A 20800-nucleotide genomic window follows, 5' to 3' on the forward strand; every position below is an offset into this window, starting at 1 on the left:
GGTCTATCGCGGCCGGTTAACTCTTAAAAAGGGGGAAAAGGAGTGTAATCAGGCAACGAAAGGTCCGGCGCGGATACCATTGCTGGTAGCCTGCCAGTCGGCAGCGGCATGCGCCATCGGAGGATGATAACAGGCGTCCAGCAGAGTCAGATGCGCGGGCTGAGGCTGTACAGGCGATGTCAGCAGCGCCTGCAGCGAATCAATCAGTGCCAGCTTCTGTACAGCCAGCGGCAGCGCAATCTCAGCTTCGGCTTCAGTAACCGGAGACAGGCTGAATGAGAGATGGCGGATCACCGTGCGGATAGCGTGCTGATGCCAGTAATCGACATTAGCGCCAGGCCGGCGGGCGCTCTCCTGCAGCCGGATCAGGTGATCAAAATGAACCACATTGCCGGTAAACAGACTGCTGACAGGAGAATCGTTAGCGGAAGGCTCGGCATTTTGCGCGCAGGCAGGCAGGCCAAGACTGGCCGCCACCATCCCCAGCAGGAGATGTGGCCAGAAATAGCGCCTGCCTAATTGTCGCCAGCGTGAAAAAATTCCGATCACAATCCGTCCGCAACGTTAATAACACATCCGTGCGGCTGACATGCTGTCAGCCCGCTTATATGAGCGCCAGATAATAGCACTTATGTACGGCTTCCACAGCAGAGATCAGGCGGCTTACAGCGGATTTCACGCTTTTCGTTCAGCATTTCATCAGACAGGACAGCATTTTGCGGGCGGGCTTCCACGCCATCAGACAGGCGAAAAAAAACGGCGGATACCGCTGACCGGAGAGAGTGTCAGGGTATCCGCCGTTTTTATTACAGGCTGTTAAGCCAGTACTAAATTAGGTGCTTTAAATGCCAGCGGCAGCTCAGCTTCATCTTCGAAGGTGGCCCATTCCCAGGCTTCCTGTTTCGCCAGAACAGCCTGCAGCAGCTTGTTGTTCAATGCATGACCTGATTTAAACGCCGAAAAGGCGCCAATCACGTTGTGACCACACATAAACAGGTCGCCGATAGCATCCAGCATTTTGTGCCGGACAAACTCATCTTCAAAGCGCAGGCCATCTTCGTTCAGCACGCGGAAATCATCAAGACCTATCGCACAATCTAAACTACCGCCCAGGCACAGGCCTTTAGACTGCAGATATTCGATTTCACGCATAAAGCCAAAGGTGCGCGCACGGCTGATCTGGCGGACAAACGCCTCAGCCGAGAAGTTGAGCTGGTAACGCTGCGAGCTTGAATCGATAGCCGGATGTTTGAAATCGATAGTGAAATCGAGCGAGAAACCGTTATAAGGTTTGATCTCAGCCCACTTATCACCATCTTCTACCCGTACCGCCTGCTTAACGCGCACAAATTTTTTCGCGCTGTTAAGTTCTTCCACGCCCGCGTCCATCAGCAGATAGACAAAAGGTGCGGCGCTGCCATCCATAATTGGAATTTCCGGCGCATCGACTTCCACAATAATGTTATCGATACCCAGACCCGCCAGCGCGGCGTTCAGGTGTTCAACTGTTGAAATACGTACGCCTTCATCGTTCACCAGGCAGGTACTCAGCATGGTGTCGCGCACGTATTTTGCATCAGCCGGAAAATCAACCGGTGGATTCAAGTCAGTGCGACGATAGATGACCCCGGTGTTAGCCGACGCAGGGCGTAAAGTCAGCGTGACTTTCTTGCCGGTATGTAAACCGACACCAGTCGCCTGAACAATACGTTTTAATGTCCTTTGTTTGATCATCGCATTATCTCGCAATATTACCATCCGACCGCCAGTATAAATTACCAGCGGGCGAAGACTTTAGCACAAAGAGCGGGAAATCCCAATTATCAGCTTATTCTTAATCTGCCTGTTTACGCAGGAATGCTGGAATATCAAGATAGTCAGGCTCTTTACCGGAAGCGGCCGGCTGCTCATTCACAACTTTAGCTGCTGGCTTCTGCTCCTGCGGCAGCGGCGCCATGCCGTGCTGCTGATAGCGGTGGTCCATAACCGGCTGTGAAGCAGGTTTATTGGTCACCAGGGTGATTTCCGGACGCTTATCCATACCGATGCCGGTGGCCACCACGGTGACACGCAGCTCGTCGTTCATCTCTGGATCCAGTGACGTACCGATAACCACGGTCGCATTGTCAGAAGCGAAGGCGCGGATGGTGTTACCCACGGTTTCAAACTCATCCAGACGCAGATCGAAGCCGGCGGTGATGTTAACCAGCACACCACGCGCGCCAGAGAGATCGATATCTTCCAGCAGCGGACTGGAAATCGCCATTTCAGCGGCTTCTTCAGCACGATCTTCACCGCACGCCACGCCAGAACCCATCATGGCGTAACCCATTTCTGACATCACGGTACGCACGTCTGCAAAGTCGACGTTCATCAGGCCCGGACGGGTAATCAGTTCTGCAATACCCTGCACCGCACCTTTCAGTACATCGTTTGCCGCGCCAAAAGCGTCCAGCAGTGAGATACCGCGACCCAGTACTTTAAGCAATTTGTCATTCGGGATGGTGATCAGGGAGTCAACGTGTTTGGACAGCTCAGCAATACCCTGCTCAGCAAACGCCATACGTTTTTTGCCTTCAAAATTGAACGGCTTGGTCACGACGGCAACGGTCAGGATACCGAGATCTTTCGCCACTTCAGCGACAACAGGTGCCGCACCGGTACCGGTACCGCCTCCCATACCGGCTGCGATAAACACCATGTCTGCCCCATCCAGCGCAGAACGCAGTGCTTCGCGATCTTCTTCCGCTGAGGTACGACCGACTTCCGGGTTAGCCCCTGCGCCAAGACCTTTGGTGATATTGGTCCCGATCTGGATCGTCTGGCCGACCGCTGTCTTACGTAACGCCTGAGCGTCCGTGTTTACAGCAAAGAATTCCACACCTTCGATACGCTCGCGCACCATGTGCTCTACGGCGTTGCCACCGCCACCGCCGACGCCGATGACTTTAATCACCGCGTCATTGGTTAATTCCATAGGTTCAAACATGATTTCTCTCCGTTATGTGCCTGTTCGCCTGGAGATCATAAACATTGCCAGCATGATCTCCTTTTATCAAAATTAAAACTCTTTCTTCAGCCAGCTGTTGATTCGTTTAAACCAGTTGCCAACCGAAGCACGTTTTTCTGTTTCTGCATCACCGTTCAGGTGTGACTCTTTACCATAGTGCAGCAGGCCGACCGCCGTAGAGTAATATGACTCCTGAGCGTAATCGGTCAGGCCGGTAATGTTCAGCGGCTGGCCAATACGCACCTGCGTATGAAATACACGCTGTGCGCAGGCTGCCAGACCTTCAATTTGCGCCGCGCCGCCGGTTAATACAATACCGGCAGCAAGATGATGCTTCACACCCTGCTGGCGCAGCTGTTCCTGCAGTTGCAGAATCTCGTCGTTCACCAGATTCAGCAGTTCGGTGTAGCGCGGCTCAATGACTTCAGCCAGCGTCTGACGCTGCAGGCTGCGCGGCGGGCGTCCACCTACGCTTGGCACTTCTACATTCTCATCTTTGCCGACAATCGATCCCAGCGCACAGCCGTGGCGGACTTTGATCGCTTCGGCGTCAGTAGGCGGTGTACCAAACGCGTAGGCGATGTCGCTGGTCACAACGTTCCCGGCATAGGGGATAACTTTGGTGTGACGCAGTGCGCCGCCGGTGTATACCGCGATATCCATTGTACCGCCACCGATGTCGACAACACAGACGCCCAGCTCACGTTCATCTTCGGTCAGGACAGAAAAGCTGGAAGCCAGTCCGGCAAAAATCAATTGGTCAACTTTAAGCCCGCATCGTTCAACTGCTTTCACGATATTTTTCGCCATATCGTTATGACAGGTGATTAAATGTACTTTGGCCTGCATACGGACACCGGATAAGCCCACCGGGTTCTTGATGCCCTCCTGGTAATCAATGGCGTATTCCTGCGGAATAACATGCAGAATGCGATGCTCATCGCGTACACGCACCGATTTAGCCGTATGGACAACGTTTTCCACATCATCCTGAGTCACTTCCTCTTCGGAAATCGGAACCATCCCGATTTCGTTCTGACAGCTGATGTGTTTGCCCGATAAAGCCAGGTAGACTGACGAAATCTGGCAATCTGCCATCAGTTCCGCCTGATCGATAGCGCGCTGTACGCACTTCACCACCGACTCCAGATCGTTTACGCCGCCTTTGTCCATACCGCGCGACGGGCAGCTGCCCACCCCGATAATATTGACCATACCATCGGGCAGAATTTCTCCAACCAGGGCGGCAACCTTCGCGGTGCCAATTTCAAGTCCTACTACCAGTTTTCTGTCCGTTGCCTTGATCATTATGGTTTAGCCTGTGCCTGGTTCTGTTGCTGATTACTGTCCTGTGGCTCAATCGGTGCCGGAACCCAGCCTACTGCGGCGCCAGAGTCATAGCGTAGATCAACATAATCAACACGCTTGCTTTCATTCTGGCCCTGCAGCTGCAGCTCCGGATAGAGCTCAATAAAACGGTTCAGACGCTTCATGGTATCGCTCCGCCCCAGTTCGATTCGGATATCGTCCCCGGTGACCAGCTGCCATGAGCGACGCGCCGTCATCGACGCGACCTTCAGGGTAAACTTGCTGGCCTGGAGCACATCCCGCAGGGAGTGATAGCCCGCCAGCACCTCTTTTTCACTGCCTTCCGGTCCATAGAGCATCGGCAGATTTTCTTTGCCGACATGGCTGGCCGGAACGCTGAAGGAGACGCCATCGGCATCTACCATGTGCGAGTCGTTCCAGCGTGCAACCGGAACATACTCCACCAGATTTATCTTCAGCTCATCAGGCCACTGCTTACGCACGCTGACCTGTTTAATCCAGGGTAATCGTTCAATCTGCTGCTGAATGATGTCCACATTCTGCGACATAAAGGTCCCGGGGGCACCCAGTGACAGAATCGCCTGGCGAATATCGTCATGCGTGGTGTAATGGGTTTGCCCCGTTACCACCAGCCTCGATAGCGGCAGACGTGAAGCGTCATTCATCCACTTCAGCACCACCAGACCACCGGCTATCATGGTGCCCAGCACCAGCAGCAGAAACACAATGCCAAACAGCCGTGCGCCGTTGCTGCGCCCGGTGCGGGCTCGCTCCTGAGGTTCGCGATTGCGTACGCGTAGCGCTGCCTGAGACATATCAGTCAGCCAGCGCCAGAATGCGCGTCACCAGCTGCGGGAAACTGTAACCCGCCTGCCGCGCTGCCATCGGGACCAGACTATGGCTGGTCATGCCCGGCGACGTATTCACCTCCAGCAGCTGAAAATCGCCTTTGCTGTCGGTCATGACATCCACACGCCCCCAGCCGCTGCAGCCCAGCGACTGCCAGGCAGCCAGCACCAGCTTTTGCAGTTCCGCTTCTTTTTCCGCACTCAGACCACTGGGACAGAAGTACTGAGTATCGTCAGAAATGTATTTTGCTTCATAGTCATAGAAAGCGCTGGCTGTTTTAATTTTAATGGATGGCAGGATTTCTTCCCCGACAATTGCCACGGTATATTCATCACCGCTTAAAAAAGCTTCAATCAGCACATCATTGTCATGGCGAAATGCTTCATCCAGCGCCGCTGGCAGGCTGTCAGCGTCGTCAACCCGGCTGATACCTACGCTGGAGCCTTCACAGCTCGGCTTAACAAACAGCGGTAAACCCAGCGCCCCGATAGCGTTCACGGTCTGCGCATCGATCCCCTGCTGATACTGTTCACGGGTCAGCCAGACAAATTTGCCTGACGGCAGTCCCCTGCCCTGCCAGAGCAGCTTGGTTCGCAGTTTATCCATGGTGATAGCAGAGGCCATCACGCCACTGCCCGTATAGGGCAGCTGCATAAAGTCCAGCACGCCCTGCAGCGTGCCATCTTCACCACCGCGCCCGTGCAGCGCGATAAAGGCTTTGGTAAACCCCTGCTGTTTCAGCGTCAGTACCGATACATCACGGGTATCCACACCGTGCGCATCAATACCCATTTCCTGCAGGCCAGCCAGCACCGCGCTGCCTGACTTTAGTGACACCTCGCGCTCTGCTGAGGTGCCGCCCATTAATACGGCGACTTTATCAGCCATGACGCGCCTCCTGACCCGGTACAGTCTGCAGCTGATTATCAGCCAGCCGGCGTGCAATTTTGCCGATATTCCCCGCGCCCTGCACAATCACTAAATCATCACCTGATAGCAGGGGGGCCAGCGCATCCGGCAGTGCGTCATGCTCAGCCACCAGAATCGGGTCGACTTTGCCGCGACTGCGGATCGCCCGGCACAGAGAGCGGCTGTCGGCGCCCGGAATCGGTGCCTCTCCGGCCGGATAAACCTCCAGCATTAGCAGCACATCCACCTGGGAGAGCACATTGGCAAAATCGTCAAACAGATCGCGGGTGCGGGTATAGCGGTGCGGCTGGAAAACCATCATCAGCTTTTTATCCGGCCAGCCAGCGCGCGCGGCCTTAATGGTGACATCCACTTCGGTGGGGTGATGACCGTAATCGTCAACCAGCATTGCGCTGCCCGGCTTGCCGTTTACGGCAGCCGTATCAAACTCACCCAGCACGTCAAACCGGCGTCCGGTGCCCTGGAAGCTCTCCAGCGCCGCAAGAATGGCCTCATCCTCAATGCCCTCTTCGCTGGCGACCGCTACGGCCGCCGCGGCGTTAAGAGCATTATGGCGGCCAGGCGCATTCAGGGTGACCTGCAGCAGCGGCTTATCGTGACGGCGCAGAGTAAAATGTCCCTGCGCACCGCGCTGCTCATAGTTCTCTACCCGCACATCCGCATCATCGCTGAAGCCGTACGTGGTAATCTGGCGACCCACGCGCGGGATCAGGTCGCGGATCACGACATCATCCACGCAAAGCACCGCGCGGCCATAAAACGGCAGGTTGTGCAGGAAATTGATAAAAGTCTGTTTCAGGTTCTCAAAATCGCCCTGATAAGTATCCATATGATCCGCTTCGATGTTGGTCACAATCGCCACCATCGGCTGCAGATGCAGGAAAGAGGCGTCGCTCTCGTCCGCCTCAGCAATCAGGTAACGGCTGGTCCCCAGCCGCGCATGCGTGCCTGCCGCTTTCACCAGGCCGCCGTTAACAAAGGTCGGATCCAGCCCGCCTTCCGCATAGATACTGGTGACCATCGCGGTAGTCGTGGTTTTACCGTGCGTACCGGCAATGGCGATGCCGTGGCGGAAACGCATCAGCTCTGCCAGCATCTCTGCGCGACGGATCACCGGAATACGCTGCTCGCGGGCAGCCACCAGCTCCGGATTATCCTGCGCCACCGCGGTTGAAACCACGACCACGCTCGCGTCGGTGACGTTCTCCGGACGATGGTTAAAATAGATAGTCGCCCCCAGCGAAGCGAGATGCTGGGTCACCGGATTGGGCGCCAGATCGGATCCGCTGATGTGATACCCTTCATTCGCCAACACTTCGGCAATACCGCCCATGCCGGCACCGCCGATGCCAACAAAGTGGATGTGCCGGACGCGTCGCATCTCGGGCACAATTGAACGCAGTTTTGCCAGTTGTTGTGTATTCATCGCTCTCTGTTACCTGTTTTCCTGTTCGCACCCGTATACGGATGCAGGCCTATTCATCAGGCCCGAAAATTTACTTTGCAGCGCGCGCCACTTCACGGGCAACGCGTTCGGTGGCATCCGGGATCGCAACCTGACGGGCCTGTTCAGCCATGGTCAGCAGCGTCGCGCGGTCCCACTGGCGCAGCGTCTCCGCTACCCCTTCCGCAGTGAACTGCGGCTGCTCAAAAATTTTGGCCGCGCCCGCGTTTTCCAGCGGCAGCGCATTCCAGTATTGCTGGCGATCTTTATGCTGAAACGGCACGAAAATAGCCGGCAGACCTGCCGCCGCAATTTCGCTGACCGTCAGCGCACCCGAACGACACACCACCACGTCCGCCCAGGCGTAGGCAGCGGCCATATCGTCGATAAACTCGGTGACCTTATGCTGTGGCTGACCCGCAGCCTGATACGCCTGCTGCACTATCGCCTGGCCGCCTCTGCCAGTCTGATGCCAGAGGGTAATGGCATCGCCCAGTTCGGCAGCAACCTGGGGCAGCGTCTGATTCAGGATCCGTGCGCCCTGACTGCCGCCAACAACCAGCACCCGCAGCGGGCCGCTGCGATCGCGCAGGCGTTCAGCCGGCGACGGCAGCGCCAGCACATCGGTACGCACCGGGTTACCGACGATATCCGCCGCCGGAAACGCACCGGGAAACGCCTGCATCACTTTAGTAGCAATTTTTGCCAGCCATTTGTTGGTGAGTCCCGCGATACCGTTCTGCTCGTGAAGCACCACCGGGATACCGCAGCTCCATGCCGCCAGACCACCCGGCCCGGAGACATAGCCACCCATGCCCAGCACCACGTCGGGCTGCCACTGTTTCATGATGCGGCGGGCCTGCCGCCAGGCGTTGATAATACGCACCGGGGCCAGCAGCAGCGCTTTGATGCCTTTGCCACGCAGCCCGCTGATGCGAATGAAGTCGATCTCAATGCCGTGTTTCGGCACCAGTTCCGCTTCCATCCGGTCAGCCGTTCCCAGCCAGCGTACCTGCCAGCCCTGCTCCATCAGATGATGTGCCACGGCCAGGCCGGGAAACACGTGTCCGCCGGTTCCGCCAGCCATGACCATCAGCCGTTTGCTACTCATCGGGCACCTCGGGTAAACGCCTGCGCTTTCGCCAGGCGCGTTTCATAATCGATACGCAGTAAAAATACGATGGCGGTCGACATAATAATCAGACTCGAGCCCCCGTAACTGATCAGCGGCAGCGTCAGGCCTTTTGTCGGCAGCATACCGGCTGCCGCACCGACATTAACCAGCGCCTGGAAGCTAAACCAGACGCCAATTGAACAGGCGAGAAAGCCGGAAAAGCGCTGGTCAAGTTCAAGGGCGCGACGGCCGATCGACATCGCGCGAAAAGCGACGAAGAATACCATTAACAGGGCTAAAACCACACCGACATAACCGAGCTCTTCGCCGATTATCGAGAAGATAAAATCGGTGTGCGCCTCCGGCAGATACTCCAGCTTTTGCACGGAATTCCCCAGCCCCTGCCCCCAGAATTCACCGCGGCCAAACGCCATCAGCGACTGCGTCAGCTGATAGCCGCTGCCAAACGGATCTTCCCAGGGATTCCAGAACGAGGTGACGCGGCGCATACGATAGGGTTCGGCGATAATCAGCAGCACCACGGCAAAGATACCGGAGCCGATAATCGCAAGGAATTGCCACAGTTTGGCGCCCGCGAGGAACAGCATCGCCAGCGTGGTCACAAACAGCACCACCACGGTCCCCAGATCCGGCTGGGCCAGCAGCAGTACGGCGAGGATCACCATCACGCCCATCGGCTTACAGAAACCCCAGAAGTTATTACGCACCTCTTCCACTTTACGCACCAGATAACTGGCGAGATAGCAGAACAGCGAGAGCTTTGAGAGTTCCGCAGGCTGAATACGCAGCGGCCCCAGCGCAATCCAGCGCGATGCACCGTTAACCGAGCTGCCCACGACCAGTACAATCAGCAGCATCAGCACCGACGCTACCAGCATGGCGTTGCTGTAGCGCTGCCAGAAATCCATCGGAATACGCAGGGTAACCAGCGCCATACCGAGTGCCAGCAGGATATAAAACGCATCGCGCTTGGCAAAATAGAAGGGATCGTCGTTCAGACGCTGTCCTACCGGCATGGAGGCAGACGTCACCATGACAAACCCGATAATGGCCAGACCAAACGTCAGCCATAAAAGCGTGCGATCGTAAAGCACCACCGGCGCATCGTCGCCGTCGCGCGCGCCCATGACCCAGTCGCGCAGACGCACGGACAGGAAACTGGCAAGGGCAGTTCCGGGTATACGCATCAGCCTGACTCCTTCGCCAGCTGCGCGAAGAGATCGCCGCGCTGCTCAAAATTACGAAACTGATCGAGGCTGGCACAGGCGGGCGAAAGCAGCACCATGTCACCAGCCTGAGCCGCCGCGGCAATCTGTGCGACCGCCTGCTGCAGCGTTTCGGTTCGTGTCGCCACTTCTGGTCGCAGTGCGGCCAGCGCATCGCCATCGCGGCCAAAGCAGAACAAACGGACATTGTCGCCCTGCAGATAACGCGCAAGCGGAGAGAAATCCGCGCCTTTACCATCGCCGCCGAGCAGCAGCCAGAGCGTACCCGCTACCTGCAGCCCCTGCAGCGCCGCTTCGGTACTGCCAACGTTGGTGGCTTTGGAGTCGTTGATCCAGCGCACTCCGCGCGCTTCATGCACTAACTGGAAGCGGTGCGGCAGACCGCTATAGGTCGTCAGCGCTTTCAGGCTTGACGCGCGCGGGATAGCCACTGCATCCGCCAGCGCCAGCGCAGCCAGCGCATTGGTGTAATTGTGCTGCCCCACCAGCTTCATCTCAGCGGTGTTCAGGATCTTTTCGCCGCGAGCGCGCAGCCAGGTGCTGCCCTGCTGCCGGGTCAGATGATAATCGCCCAGGTCGACGCCAAAGCTGATACAGCGCCGATCGGCACCGCGGACCGGCATGGTCAGGCCATCATCGGCATTGACGACACAAATTGCTGCGTTTTCATAAATACGTAACTTGGCGGCGCGATACTGCTGCATACCCAGCGGATAGCGATCCATATGATCTTCGGTCACGTTGAGGATCGTAGCCGCCGCCGCTTTCAGACTGTGTGTTGTTTCCAGCTGAAAGCTGGAGAGCTCAAGAACATAGAGCTGCGCGGGCGATTTCAGCAGCGTCAGCGCCGGCAGGCCAATGTTGCCCCCGACGCCCACAGCCCAGCCCGCTGCACGGGCCATTTCGCCCACCAGCGTCGTGACCGTGCTTTTACCGTTGGAGCCGGTGATGGCTACCACCGGCGCCTGCGCTTCGCGGCAGAAAAGCTCAATATCTCCCACAATCTCAATTCCGGCGTCCGCTGCTTCGCTCAGTGCCGGATGCGCCAGCGCAATGCCGGGGCTGGCCACAATCAGATCGGCGGCCATCAGCCAGTCGCTGTTGATACTGCCGGTATGACACGCCACCTGCGCCGGCAGCTTATCCTGGCCGGGTGGTGAGACGCGGGTATCCATAACGCGCGGCGTCACGCCCTGCCCCAGGAAGAAATCGACACAGGAGAGGCCGGTAATACCCAGCCCGATAATGACAACGTTTCTGCCCCGATAGTCAGCCATGATTAACGCACCTTCAGCGTAGCCAGGCCAATCAGCACCAGCATCAGCGAAATAATCCAGAAGCGCACGATAACGCGCGGCTCCGGCCAGCCCTTGAGTTCATAGTGGTGATGAATAGGCGCCATGCGGAAAATACGCTGGCCGCGCAGTTTAAAGGAGCCGACCTGCAGGATCACCGACAGCGTTTCAACCACAAACACGCCACCCATAATCACCAGCAGAAACTCCTGACGCAGCAGCACCGCCAGCGTGCCCAGCGCGCCGCCCAGCGCCAGTGACCCTACGTCACCCATGAAAACCTGCGCCGGATAGGTGTTAAACCACAGGAAACCGAGCCCGGCCCCGACGATCGCAGTACAGACAATCACCAGTTCGCCGGCATGGCGCAGATAGGGAATGTGCAGATACTCAGCAAACTTCACGTTGCCGGTTGCCCAGGCGACCAGCGCAAAGCCAGCGGCGACAAACACCGTTGGCATAATCGCCAGGCCATCGAGACCATCGGTAAGGTTCACGGCGTTACCGGTGCCCACAATAACGAAGTAGGCCAGCACCACATAAAACAGTCCCAGCTGCGGCATCACATCTTTAAAGAAGGGTACGACCAGCTGGGTAGCAGGCGTATCTTTGCCGGCCACAAACAGCGCAAATGCCACACCCAGTGAGATCACCGACATCCAGAAATATTTCCAGCGCGCGATGAGTCCTTTGGTATCTTTGCGCACCACTTTACGGTAGTCGTCAACAAAGCCAATGGCGCCAAAGCCCAGCAGTACCACCAGTACACACCAGACATAGGGATTAGAGGGATAGGCCCACATCAGTACGGAGATCGTGATTGACGTCAGGATCATAATGCCGCCCATGGTCGGCGTGCCGCGTTTGCTGAAATGCGACTCCGGGCCATCATTACGTACCACCTGACCAATCTGCAGCTTCTGCAGCCAGGCGATCAGGCGCGGTCCCATCCATAATGAGATAAACAGAGCGGTCAGCAGGCTGACAATGGCGCGAAACGTCAGATAGGAAAAGACGTTAAAACCGGAATAAAATGCGACCAGATGTTCGGCCAGCCAGACTAGCATGTTCCTTTCTCCTTCAGTCCCTGTACTACCTGCTCCATGGCGGCACTACGTGAACCTTTAACTAAAATAGTGATCTCAGGATGCTGCGCGAGCAGCGCCTGCAGATGCGCGATCAGTGCGGCTTTGCTGGCAAAATGCTGTCCTTTGCCGCTGCTGTCGCTGATAAAATGGCTGAGCTGCCCCGTACTGAGCACGGCGTCCACGCCAGCAGCGAGTGCTGCGGCACCCACCTGACGGTGGCACGCTTCCGCTTCGTCACCCAGCTCACCCATGTCCCCCACCACCATAACGCGGAAGCCTGGCATCTCACCCAGCACCTGCGCAGCGGCCGTCATCGATCCCACGTTCGCGTTATAGCTGTCATCCAGCAGCAGCTGTGTTGCCGAGAGACGAACCGGGAACAGACGTCCCGGCACCGGCTGCAGCGTTTTCAGGCCAGCCTGAATAGCCGTCAGTGGCGCATCTACCGACAGGGCCAGCGCCGCAGCGGCCAGCGCATTAGCGATATTGTGGCGGCCCGGCAGCGGCAGTTCGATAGCGATCTCTCCGCGCGGCGTGTGCAGCGTAAAGCAGGTCACGTCAGGTCGCAGTACGATATCGCTGGCGCGAAACTCCGCGTCCGTCAGCGGTTGCGGTGAAAAGTGCCACAGCGTTCTGCCGGCAAAATAGGGCTGCCAGTTAGGGAGATCGTGACTGTCCGCGTTCACAATGGCCGTGCCGTGCAGCGGCAAACCGGCAAAAATTTCGCCTTTCGCTTTCGCCACGCCTGCCAGTGAACCAAAGCCTTCGAGGTGAGCCGCCGCCAGGTTGTTGACCAGCGCGGTCTCCGGCTGCACCAGCGCGGTGGTATAGGCTATTTCACCCTGGTGGTTAGCGCCCAGTTCAATGACTGCGTACTGATGTGCCGGCGTCAGGCGCAGCAGCGTCATCGGCACGCCGTAGTCGTTGTTCAGGTTACCGGCAGTGTAGAGCGTTTCACCGCACTGGCGTAAAATCGCCGCCGTCATCTCTTTCACTGAGGTTTTACCCGAGGAGCCGGTCAGCGCAACAACGCGCGCAGTTGACTGCTGGCGTACCCAGGCACCAAGCTGGCCGAACGCAATGCGCGTGTCAGCCACCACCACCTGTGGCAGCGCAACCGGTAACGGCCGGCTGACCAGCAGCGCCTGCGCACCGCTGTTCATCGCCTGTTCAGCAAAATCGTGCGCATCAAAACGCTCACCCACCAGCGCCACAAACAGGCAGCCTGGCGTGACTTTACGGGTGTCAGTGGTGACTTCATGCAGGGTTGCATCGCTGCCGTGCAGCGTGCCGCCGCTGATGTCAGCCAGCGTTTGCAGCGTAATCGGGATCATGCCATTACTCCCAGCAGTCGGGCGACCGTATCGCGGTCCGAGTAGTCGAGACGACGATTGCCAATAATCTGATAATCCTCATGTCCCTTACCGGCGACGAGCACGATATCGTCAGCTTTCGCCTGCATCACGGCACTGGTCACCGCCTGTGCCCGGCCTGGCACCACGCGCGCGCGGCCAGGATCAAGCAGCCCGGTCAGAATATCGTCCACAATCGCGGCGGGTTCTTCGCTGCGCGGGTTGTCATCGGTGATCACCACAACGTCAGCAAACTGTTCAGCAATCGCCCCCATCAGCGGACGTTTGCCTTTGTCGCGATCGCCGCCGCAGCCGAAGACGCACCAGAGCTGGCCCTTACAGTGCAGACGCGCCGCTTCCAGCGCTTTCTCCAGCGCATCCGGAGTATGCGCATAATCCACCACAACGGTGGCTTTGCCCGGTGCGCTGAATACTTCCATGCGGCCGCATACCGGCTGCAGTTCTGCAGCGGTTGCCACTAAGGTTTCCAGCGGATAGTCCATGGTCAGCAGCGTAGCCAGCGCCAGCAGCAGATTGCTGACGTTAAAGGCGCCCATCAGGCGGCTGTTGAACGTGCCTTCACCCCAGCTGGAGCTGAAGCGCACGCGTGCACCATTGTCGTGGTACGTAACCTCAGTGGCATTGAGCCAGCGCCCGTGCCAGCTGGCTGGCAGGTTATTTTCCATGGTCACGGCGACCGCATCGGGCAATTGCTGCAGCCAGCGGTAGCCGGTCTCATCATCAGCATTGATGATTGCGTCACCAATCTGATGTTCAGAAAAGAGCAGCCACTTGGCTGACTCATAGCTTTGCATGTCGCCATGGTAGTCGAGATGATCGCGGCTCAGGTTGGTAAACACCGCAGCAGCAAACGGTAATGCCGCTACGCGGTGCTGTACCAGGCCGTGCGACGAGACTTCCATCGCCGCCAGGGTAGCGCCCTGCCCGACTAAGTCGTGCAGAATATGCTGAACCTCAACCGCCGATCCGGTGGTGTTCTCTGCTGGCAGCAGCTGGCCATACAGACCATTACCCACGGTGCCCATAACTGCGCCCGTCTCGCCCAGCAGATTAGCCCACTGCGCGATCAGCTGGGTGGTCGTGGTCTTGCCGTTTGTTCCGGTCACGCCTGCCAGCTTCAGCTTGTTGCCCGGCTGTTGATAAAAACGCCCCGCCAGCGCCGAGAGGCGCTGCGGCAGCTGCGCCAGATAGATCACCGGCACGCCGTGTATTTCACGGATATCGCCGTCGCTGGCTTCGCCTTCCGCTTCGGCAATCACAGCAGCAACGCCCTGCGCAATGGCCTGCGGGATAAAGCGCCGGCCATCTGCATGATGGCCCGCTACGGCGATAAACAGATCGCCGGCCGCCGCCGCGCGGCTGTCCAGCGTCATGTCACGAAGGGGACGCGCCGGCGCGCCAGCCACCCAGGGGGCCAGTAAGTCGCGCAGGTTACGATCTGTCACTTGATGCCTCATTTCTGTTCTTCACTAATTCGTTTTTGTCCACGACAGGCAGTGCATCCGGCTCAATATTCATGGTGCGTAATACGCCGCCCATAATGGCGCCAAACACCGGCGCAGAGACTGCACCGCCATAATATTTACCGGCCTGCGGATCGTTAATCACCACGACCAGCGCAAAACGCGGCTGGCTGGCGGGCGCCACACCGGCGGTGTAGGCGATATATTTATTGACGTAGCGGCCATCGGGACCCACTTTTTTCGCGGTGCCGGTTTTAATCGCAATGCGATATCCTTTGATAGCGGCTTTTACACCACCACCGCCAGGCAGCGCCACGCTCTCCATCATATGCATCACCGTTCTGACCAGGTTCTCCGGAAAGACGCGCTCACCCGCAACTGGCGGATCCACTTTGGTAATGGAGAGGGGACGATTGATGCCATAGCTGCCAATCGTTGCGTAGACTCGCGCTAACTGTAACGGCGTTACCATTAGCCCGTAGCCGAAAGAGAAGGTGGCCCTCTCTATGTCAGACCACCGTTGTTTTTGAGGGTATAAGCCACTGCTTTCCCCGACCAGCCCCAAATTGGTCGGTTTTCCCAGTCCAAAGCGCGCGTAAGTCTCTACCAGCGCTGAGGAGGGCATCGCTAACGCCAGACGTGAAACTCCGACGTTACTCGACTTCTGCAAGACCCCGGTCAGGGTCAGTTCGTTATAGCGTGCCACGTCTTTGATCTCATGACCGTTTACGCGGTACGGCACGGTATTCAGTACGCTGTTCTCTTTCACCACCCCACGCTGCAGCGCGGTCATCACCACCATGGGTTTCACCGTTGAACCGGGCTCAAAAATATCGGTGATGGCGCGGTTACGCATGACATCTTTTGGCGTATTGCTGAGGTTATTCGGGTTGTAAGCAGGGCTGTTTGCCATTGCCAGCACTTCACCGGTGCTGACATCAACCAGCACCGCCGTGCCCGACTCCGCTTTGTTAAAGGCGACCGCGTTGTTGAGTTCGCGATACACCAGCGCCTGCAGCCGCTCATCAATACTCAGCGTCAGATTGTGTGCGGCACGGCTGTCGACCGACGAGATATCTTCAATCACGCGCCCGAAGCGATCTTTACGCACCGTACGCTCGCCTGGCGCACCCGTCAGCCATTTATCGAAGCTTTTCTCAATCCCTTCGATGCCCTGTCCGTCAATGTTGGTGAAACCAATCAGATGCGCAGTGACCTGACCGGCCGGATAGTAGCGGCGCGACTCCTGACGCAGATAAATACCCGGCAGCTTCAGTTTTTTCACATAGTCGCCAATGGCCGGGTTAACCTGACGCGCCAGATAGATGAAGCGCCCTTTGGGATTAGCGTTGATGCGTGCGGCCAGCTGATCCAGCGGGATCGACAGCGCATCTGAGAGCGCTTTCCAGCGGCTGTCCAGGGTAACGCCGCCGTGACCAATCAGCTCTTTGGGATCGGCCCAGATAGCATTGACCGGCACGCTGACGGCCAGCGGACGTCCGGCGCGGTCGCTGATCATGCCACGCGCTGTCGGTACTTCCTGCACGCGCAGCGAGCGCAGATCGCCCTCTTTAACCAGCCGATCGGGCTTGATTACCTGCAGCCAGGCGACGCGCGACAGCAGCCCACCCAGCGCCAGTAAAATACAGCCGCACAGCAAAGCAAAACGCCAGCTTACAAAGCTGGCCTTATCTTCCTGTTTTTTTAACTTCAGCGTTTTGCCTGCGCCGCTCATTGAGGTCTGCGATTCCTTATTTCTGCACCACAATATTTTCCTGAGAAGGATCAACGTGCCGCAGCTGCAGCTTATCGGTTGCGATCCGCTCTACCCGGCTGTGATCGCCAAGCGCGTTCTCTTCCAGAATCAGGTTACGCCATTCGATATCCAGCGCATCACGCTCCAGCACCAGCTGTTCGCGCTGCGCCGTTAACAGGCGCGTTTTATGTGTTGTGGTCACGACCAGTACAGAAGAGACCAGTACGGCAATCAATAACAACACCGGGATCTTGCCAAAGCGCAGCAAGTCTCCGCCGATCACGCCGGGCAGACTGTGCCGCTCATTGCCAATCATGGCGCGGTCCTTTCAGCAATACGCAGCACCGAGCTGCGCGCACGCGGGTTTTCCCGCACTTCTGCTTCACCCGGGATCAGTTTGCCCAGCGTTTTCAGCTCGCGTCCGCCCAGCGCTTTCAGCTGGCTTTCCGTCATCGGAATACCCGCCGGAACCTGCGGACCGCGGCTTTGATCGCGCATAAAACGTTTCACCAGGCGATCTTCAAGAGAATGGAAGCTGATGATGGATAAACGGCCGCCCGGTGCCAGAACAGAAAGCGCGCCTTTAAGAGCGGTATCAATCTCTTCCAGCTCGCTGTTAATCCAGATACGAATAGCCTGAAAGCTGCGCGTAGCCGGGTGCTTAAATTTGTCTTTGACCGGGGTTGCTGCGGCAATGACGTCAGCCAGCTCTTTGGTGCGCGTCATCGGTTGTTCCCGATTACGCTCTGTGATGGCACGTGCAATACGCTTTGCGAAACGCTCTTCACCGTATGTTTTCAGCACAAAGGCGATATCAGCTTCTTCTGCGTGCAGCAGCCACTCAGCAGCAGAGTGACCTCGCGTGGGATCCATGCGCATATCCAGCGGACCGTCGCGCATAAACGAGAAGCCGCGTTCGGCGTCGTCCAGCTGCGGCGAAGAGACGCCCAGATCAAGCAGGACGCCACTGATTTTCCCGGTTAGCCCGCGCGCGTCGACATAATCTGCCAGCGCTGAAAAAGGGCCGTGCACAATGGAAAAGCGTGGATCGTTGATCTCAGCGGCCGCCGCAATTGCCTGCGGATCGCGATCGATGGCCAGCAGCTGTCCATTCTCGCCAAGCTGCGAAAGGATCAGGCGTGAGTGGCCACCGCGACCAAAGGTGCCGTCAATGTAAATGCCGTCTTCCCTGATATTAAGGCCGTTTACCGCCTCATCCAGCAGCACCGTGGTATGTTTAAAATTTTCCTGCATAGCTATAGCGATAAGTCCTGCAACCGCTCAGATAAAGGTTCCTGAGCTGAATGTTCTGCGTCAATATCATCCCTGACTTGTTGATACCAGGTCTGTTCATCCCACAATTCAAACTTGTTGAACTGCCCAACCAGCATCACTTCTTTTTTCAGTCCTGCGTGCTGCCTCAAGGTATTTGCCAGCAGCAACCGGCCTGCACTATCCATCTGGCATTCGCTGGCATGTCCAAGCAGCAGACGCTGTACGCGTCGTTCTGCCGGATTCATGCTCGATAAGCGAGCCAGTTTTTTCTCAATGATTTCCCATTCGGGCAGGGTATAAAGCAGCAGGCAGGGCTGGTGCAGGTCGATAGTAGAGACCATCTGACCCTGAGACTCTGCGATCAGTAATTCGCGATAGCGCACCGGAACCGCTAACCGCCCTTTACTGTCGAGATTGACTAACGTTGCCCCGCGGAACATGCCAGCCTGACTCCTCAGCTACCGTTTTCACCACTTTATCCCACTTTTTACCACGAAACGAGTTTACGGAGCCGATGAAAACATTGTCAAGCCGCAACGGCAGGTGAATATCACTCTTTACATCCCGGAAAAATAAGCGGAAAGCGAAATAAAAAAGCGCGCGGAATGGCAAAGCAAAATTAAACCGATGAATAACAGTATAAAAATATCTGCTCACTTCAAATATGATTAAATTTGATTCAGATTTGGCTTAAGTACGCCAGAGCAGGGTTATGCGACAGCGGCGGCATTTTAGGGGATTTCTGAAAGGAAGCCCAGCGCAAGCGCCTGTTGATGGGGATCAAAAATGACTAACTTTTACCCAGCAAGATTAAATTGATCTCTGTTTTGTGATAATTAATGGCTGTTATTTACGCTTTTTTACGTCGGATAATTAATTGCCCGCCAGATACTGAATAAAATGGCGGGCATTATCATGCCCGCTGACTCATTTTGTCAGACGGCTTAATTGCCCGCGATGAAATAAGTTACGGCGAATACGCGTTAACCCGGGTTTAGGTTTACGTGGTTCATCAAGTGAAGCCAGCACCAGCTCCAGAACCCGCTCTGCCACATCGCGATGCCGCTGTCCCACCGCCAGTACCGGACAATCAAGAAAATCGAGTAATTCATGATCGCCAAACGTGGCGATCGCCAGATCTTTCGGCAGTCGCCCTTCTCGTTTCAGCGTGACATCCATTACGCCCTGCAGCAGACCAAACGAGGTGGTAAACAGCGCATCGGGCATCGGATTTTCATCCAGATAGTGTTCAAACAGTGCGGCAGCCGCCGCGCGATCAAAACTGTTGCAATAGAGATAACTGACTGAACGCTCATCATCCTGCCAGGCTTCGCGAAAGCCCATTTCGCGCAGAAAACTCACGGAAAGCTCCGGCAGCGCGCCCATAAACAGTACGTTTTTCACCGGAAGCTGACGCAATTCAGCAGCCAGCGCGCGTGCATCATCCTGATCGGCCCCCACAACGCTGGTAAAGTGTTCACGATCCAGCGCCCGGTCCAGCGCCACAATCGGCAGCGGGTCGTTTATCCAGCGCTGGTAAAACGGATGCTCCGGCGGCAGCGAGGTAGAAACGATGATTGCATCGACCTGACGCTGCAGCAGATGCTCGATACAGCGCATTTCGTTATCAGGCTGATCTTCTGAACAGGCGATAAGCAGCTGATAGCCGCGCTGGCGTGCCTGACGCTCCAGATAGTTGGCAATACGCGTGTAGCTGGTATTTTCGAGATCGGGGATCACCAGTCCGATAGAGCGCGTGCGCCCTGCGCGCAGGCCTGCGGCGACCGCATTGGGGTGATAGTTATACTCACGCACCACCGCCATTACTTTCTCAACCGTTTTGTCGCTGACACGATACTGCCGCGCTTTGCCATTGATCACATAGCTGGCAGTAGTACGCGAGACGCCGGCCAGACGCGCAATTTCATCCAGTTTCACGATAACACCTTCATGTCGATAAGCCAGAGCTGGCGGAGATATCCGCAACGTAGCTGTGGATAAAATCTTTGTTACATCTAACCGCAGAAAACCGGCCTGAGCAACCGCTTTTCATCAGCAAACGAAGCCGGCGCATAAAATAAAAAAACCCGGCATTACGCCGGGTTAGAGTAAACTACGGTGATAACGGAGCGGGATTAACGCATGATGCGCTCGCCGCGTGACACGCCAACGATCCCCGAACGCGCCACCTCAACAATCTCTGCCACTTCCCGCACGCTGCTGAGAAACGCATCAAGCTTATCGCTGGTGCCTGCCAGCTGAACCGTGTAAAGCGTTGGTGTGACATCAACAATTTGTCCGCGAAAAATCTCTGCGCTGCGTTTCACTTCTTCACGGCCATATCCGCTGGCCTGAATTTTTACCAGCATGATCTCACGCTCAACGTAAGCGCCCTGCCCCAGTTCAGTGACGCGCAGCACATCCACCAGCTTATGCAGCTGCTTCTCAATCTGCTCAATCACTTTTTCATCGCCTACGGTCTGAATAGTCATGCGCGACAGAGTCGGATCGTCGGTAGGCGCAACGGTCAGGCTCTCAATGTTATAACCGCGCTGGGAGAAGAGTCCGACCACGCGGGATAAGGCGCCCGATTCATTCTCCAGCAGCACCGATAGAATACGACGCAT

19 protein-coding genes are annotated in these 20800 nt (G+C 56.8%); all 19 read right to left on the reverse strand.

The window, feature by feature from the left end; genetic code table 11:
* Positions 1 to 48: 48 nt before the first annotated feature.
* The 19 genes from secM to ilvN all read right to left on the reverse strand — a co-directional run bounded on the left by secM (position 49) and on the right by ilvN (position 20800).
* Complete coding sequence (gene secM / locus SB719_RS11410) at positions 49 to 549, reverse strand: secA translation cis-regulator SecM (protein ID WP_065650131.1); 501 nt, start codon at positions 547 to 549, stop codon at positions 49 to 51.
* A 267-nt stretch (positions 550 to 816) separates the two neighbouring features.
* Entirely contained in the window at positions 817 to 1734 is a 918-nt protein-coding gene (gene lpxC, locus SB719_RS11415; protein ID WP_039382593.1) for a UDP-3-O-acyl-N-acetylglucosamine deacetylase, read from the reverse strand.
* A 100-nt stretch (positions 1735 to 1834) separates the two neighbouring features.
* Positions 1835 to 2989 (reverse strand): cell division protein FtsZ, encoded by a 1155-nt coding sequence (gene ftsZ / locus SB719_RS11420; RefSeq protein ID WP_039382590.1) that lies wholly within the window; start codon positions 2987 to 2989, stop codon positions 1835 to 1837.
* 72 nt (positions 2990 to 3061) lie between these two features.
* Positions 3062 to 4318: a cell division protein FtsA gene (ftsA, locus tag SB719_RS11425; protein WP_039382588.1), complete on the reverse strand. Its 1257-nt coding sequence runs from the start codon at positions 4316 to 4318 to the stop codon at positions 3062 to 3064.
* Complete coding sequence (gene ftsQ / locus SB719_RS11430; protein WP_065650133.1) at positions 4318 to 5154, reverse strand: cell division protein FtsQ; 837 nt, start codon at positions 5152 to 5154, stop codon at positions 4318 to 4320. The genes ftsA and ftsQ overlap by 1 nt, the downstream gene beginning before the upstream one ends.
* A gap of 1 nt (position 5155) precedes the next feature.
* Positions 5156 to 6076: a D-alanine--D-alanine ligase gene (locus SB719_RS11435; RefSeq protein WP_412159245.1), complete on the reverse strand. Its 921-nt coding sequence runs from the start codon at positions 6074 to 6076 to the stop codon at positions 5156 to 5158.
* On the reverse strand, positions 6069 to 7544 hold the full coding sequence (murC, locus tag SB719_RS11440) for a UDP-N-acetylmuramate--L-alanine ligase (RefSeq protein ID WP_065650135.1): 1476 nt from the start codon (positions 7542 to 7544) through the stop codon (positions 6069 to 6071). Before murC ends, SB719_RS11435 begins: the two co-directional genes overlap by 8 nt.
* A 70-nt stretch (positions 7545 to 7614) precedes the next feature.
* Positions 7615 to 8673 (reverse strand): undecaprenyldiphospho-muramoylpentapeptide beta-N-acetylglucosaminyltransferase, encoded by a 1059-nt coding sequence (gene murG / locus SB719_RS11445; RefSeq protein WP_304235142.1) that lies wholly within the window; start codon positions 8671 to 8673, stop codon positions 7615 to 7617.
* Positions 8670 to 9884, reverse strand: a complete 1215-nt coding sequence (gene ftsW / locus SB719_RS11450) for a cell division protein FtsW (RefSeq protein ID WP_065650137.1) — start codon at positions 9882 to 9884, stop codon at positions 8670 to 8672. The genes murG and ftsW overlap by 4 nt, the downstream gene beginning before the upstream one ends.
* A complete protein-coding gene (gene murD, locus SB719_RS11455) occupies positions 9884 to 11200 on the reverse strand; it encodes a UDP-N-acetylmuramoyl-L-alanine--D-glutamate ligase (protein ID WP_304235144.1) in 1317 nt (438 codons plus the stop codon). Before murD ends, ftsW begins: the two co-directional genes overlap by 1 nt.
* A 2-nt stretch (positions 11201 to 11202) precedes the next feature.
* Positions 11203 to 12285: a phospho-N-acetylmuramoyl-pentapeptide-transferase gene (gene mraY, locus SB719_RS11460; RefSeq protein WP_039382574.1), complete on the reverse strand. Its 1083-nt coding sequence runs from the start codon at positions 12283 to 12285 to the stop codon at positions 11203 to 11205.
* Complete coding sequence (gene murF, locus SB719_RS11465) at positions 12279 to 13640, reverse strand: UDP-N-acetylmuramoyl-tripeptide--D-alanyl-D-alanine ligase (RefSeq protein WP_304235146.1); 1362 nt, start codon at positions 13638 to 13640, stop codon at positions 12279 to 12281. The genes mraY and murF overlap by 7 nt, the downstream gene beginning before the upstream one ends.
* Positions 13637 to 15124, reverse strand: a complete 1488-nt coding sequence (gene murE, locus SB719_RS11470; protein WP_304235147.1) for a UDP-N-acetylmuramoyl-L-alanyl-D-glutamate--2,6-diaminopimelate ligase — start codon at positions 15122 to 15124, stop codon at positions 13637 to 13639. Before murE ends, murF begins: the two co-directional genes overlap by 4 nt.
* The gene (locus SB719_RS11475) at positions 15111 to 16877 is read right to left on the reverse strand and encodes a peptidoglycan glycosyltransferase FtsI (protein WP_065650141.1); all 1767 of its coding nucleotides are present in this window, start codon (positions 16875 to 16877) and stop codon (positions 15111 to 15113) included. Before SB719_RS11475 ends, murE begins: the two co-directional genes overlap by 14 nt.
* A 16-nt stretch (positions 16878 to 16893) precedes the next feature.
* Positions 16894 to 17214, reverse strand: a complete 321-nt coding sequence (gene ftsL, locus SB719_RS11480; RefSeq protein ID WP_039382567.1) for a cell division protein FtsL — start codon at positions 17212 to 17214, stop codon at positions 16894 to 16896.
* Complete coding sequence (gene rsmH / locus SB719_RS11485) at positions 17211 to 18152, reverse strand: 16S rRNA (cytosine(1402)-N(4))-methyltransferase RsmH (RefSeq protein WP_065650142.1); 942 nt, start codon at positions 18150 to 18152, stop codon at positions 17211 to 17213. Before rsmH ends, ftsL begins: the two co-directional genes overlap by 4 nt.
* Before the next feature lie 2 nt (positions 18153 to 18154).
* Positions 18155 to 18613 carry a division/cell wall cluster transcriptional repressor MraZ gene (gene mraZ / locus SB719_RS11490; protein ID WP_065650143.1) on the reverse strand — a complete coding sequence of 153 codons (459 nt, stop codon included), beginning with the start codon at positions 18611 to 18613 and terminating at the stop codon, positions 18155 to 18157.
* 487 nt (positions 18614 to 19100) lie between these two features.
* Positions 19101 to 20111: a catabolite repressor/activator gene (gene cra / locus SB719_RS11495; protein ID WP_065650144.1), complete on the reverse strand. Its 1011-nt coding sequence runs from the start codon at positions 20109 to 20111 to the stop codon at positions 19101 to 19103.
* Positions 20112 to 20308: 197 nt separating this feature from the next.
* Positions 20309 to 20800 (reverse strand): acetolactate synthase small subunit, encoded by a 492-nt coding sequence (gene ilvN, locus SB719_RS11500; protein WP_065650145.1) that lies wholly within the window; start codon positions 20798 to 20800, stop codon positions 20309 to 20311.

Origin of the sequence: Pantoea sp. SIMBA_079 (assembly GCF_046940275.1) — a bacterium.
In the GTDB taxonomy this organism is placed as follows: domain Bacteria; phylum Pseudomonadota; class Gammaproteobacteria; order Enterobacterales; family Enterobacteriaceae; genus Pantoea; species Pantoea borealis.

Excerpts from the sequence above, each read along its gene's own strand:
- ftsQ (WP_065650133.1), bottom strand. The coding sequence starts at position 5,154 with ATGTCTCAGGCAGCGCTACGCGTACGCAATCGCGAACCTCAGGAGCGA.
- ftsZ (WP_039382590.1), bottom strand. The coding sequence starts at position 2,989 with ATGTTTGAACCTATGGAATTAACCAATGACGCGGTGATTAAAGTCATC.
- ftsA (WP_039382588.1), bottom strand. The coding sequence starts at position 4,318 with ATGATCAAGGCAACGGACAGAAAACTGGTAGTAGGACTTGAAATTGGC.
- ftsW (WP_065650137.1), bottom strand. The coding sequence starts at position 9,884 with ATGCGTATACCCGGAACTGCCCTTGCCAGTTTCCTGTCCGTGCGTCTG.
- SB719_RS11475 (WP_065650141.1), bottom strand. The coding sequence starts at position 16,877 with ATGAGCGGCGCAGGCAAAACGCTGAAGTTAAAAAAACAGGAAGATAAG.
- lpxC (WP_039382593.1), bottom strand. The coding sequence starts at position 1,734 with ATGATCAAACAAAGGACATTAAAACGTATTGTTCAGGCGACTGGTGTC.
- rsmH (WP_065650142.1), bottom strand. The coding sequence starts at position 18,152 with ATGCAGGAAAATTTTAAACATACCACGGTGCTGCTGGATGAGGCGGTA.
- SB719_RS11435 (WP_412159245.1), bottom strand. The coding sequence starts at position 6,076 with ATGGCTGATAAAGTCGCCGTATTAATGGGCGGCACCTCAGCAGAGCGC.
- murG (WP_304235142.1), bottom strand. The coding sequence starts at position 8,673 with ATGAGTAGCAAACGGCTGATGGTCATGGCTGGCGGAACCGGCGGACAC.
- mraY (WP_039382574.1), bottom strand. The coding sequence starts at position 12,285 with ATGCTAGTCTGGCTGGCCGAACATCTGGTCGCATTTTATTCCGGTTTT.
- murC (WP_065650135.1), bottom strand. The coding sequence starts at position 7,544 with ATGAATACACAACAACTGGCAAAACTGCGTTCAATTGTGCCCGAGATG.
- ilvN (WP_065650145.1), bottom strand. The coding sequence starts at position 20,800 with ATGCGTCGTATTCTATCGGTGCTGCTGGAGAATGAATCGGGCGCCTTA.
- mraZ (WP_065650143.1), bottom strand. The coding sequence starts at position 18,613 with ATGTTCCGCGGGGCAACGTTAGTCAATCTCGACAGTAAAGGGCGGTTA.
- murD (WP_304235144.1), bottom strand. The coding sequence starts at position 11,200 with ATGGCTGACTATCGGGGCAGAAACGTTGTCATTATCGGGCTGGGTATT.
- murF (WP_304235146.1), bottom strand. The coding sequence starts at position 13,640 with ATGATCCCGATTACGCTGCAAACGCTGGCTGACATCAGCGGCGGCACG.
- ftsL (WP_039382567.1), bottom strand. The coding sequence starts at position 17,214 with ATGATTGGCAATGAGCGGCACAGTCTGCCCGGCGTGATCGGCGGAGAC.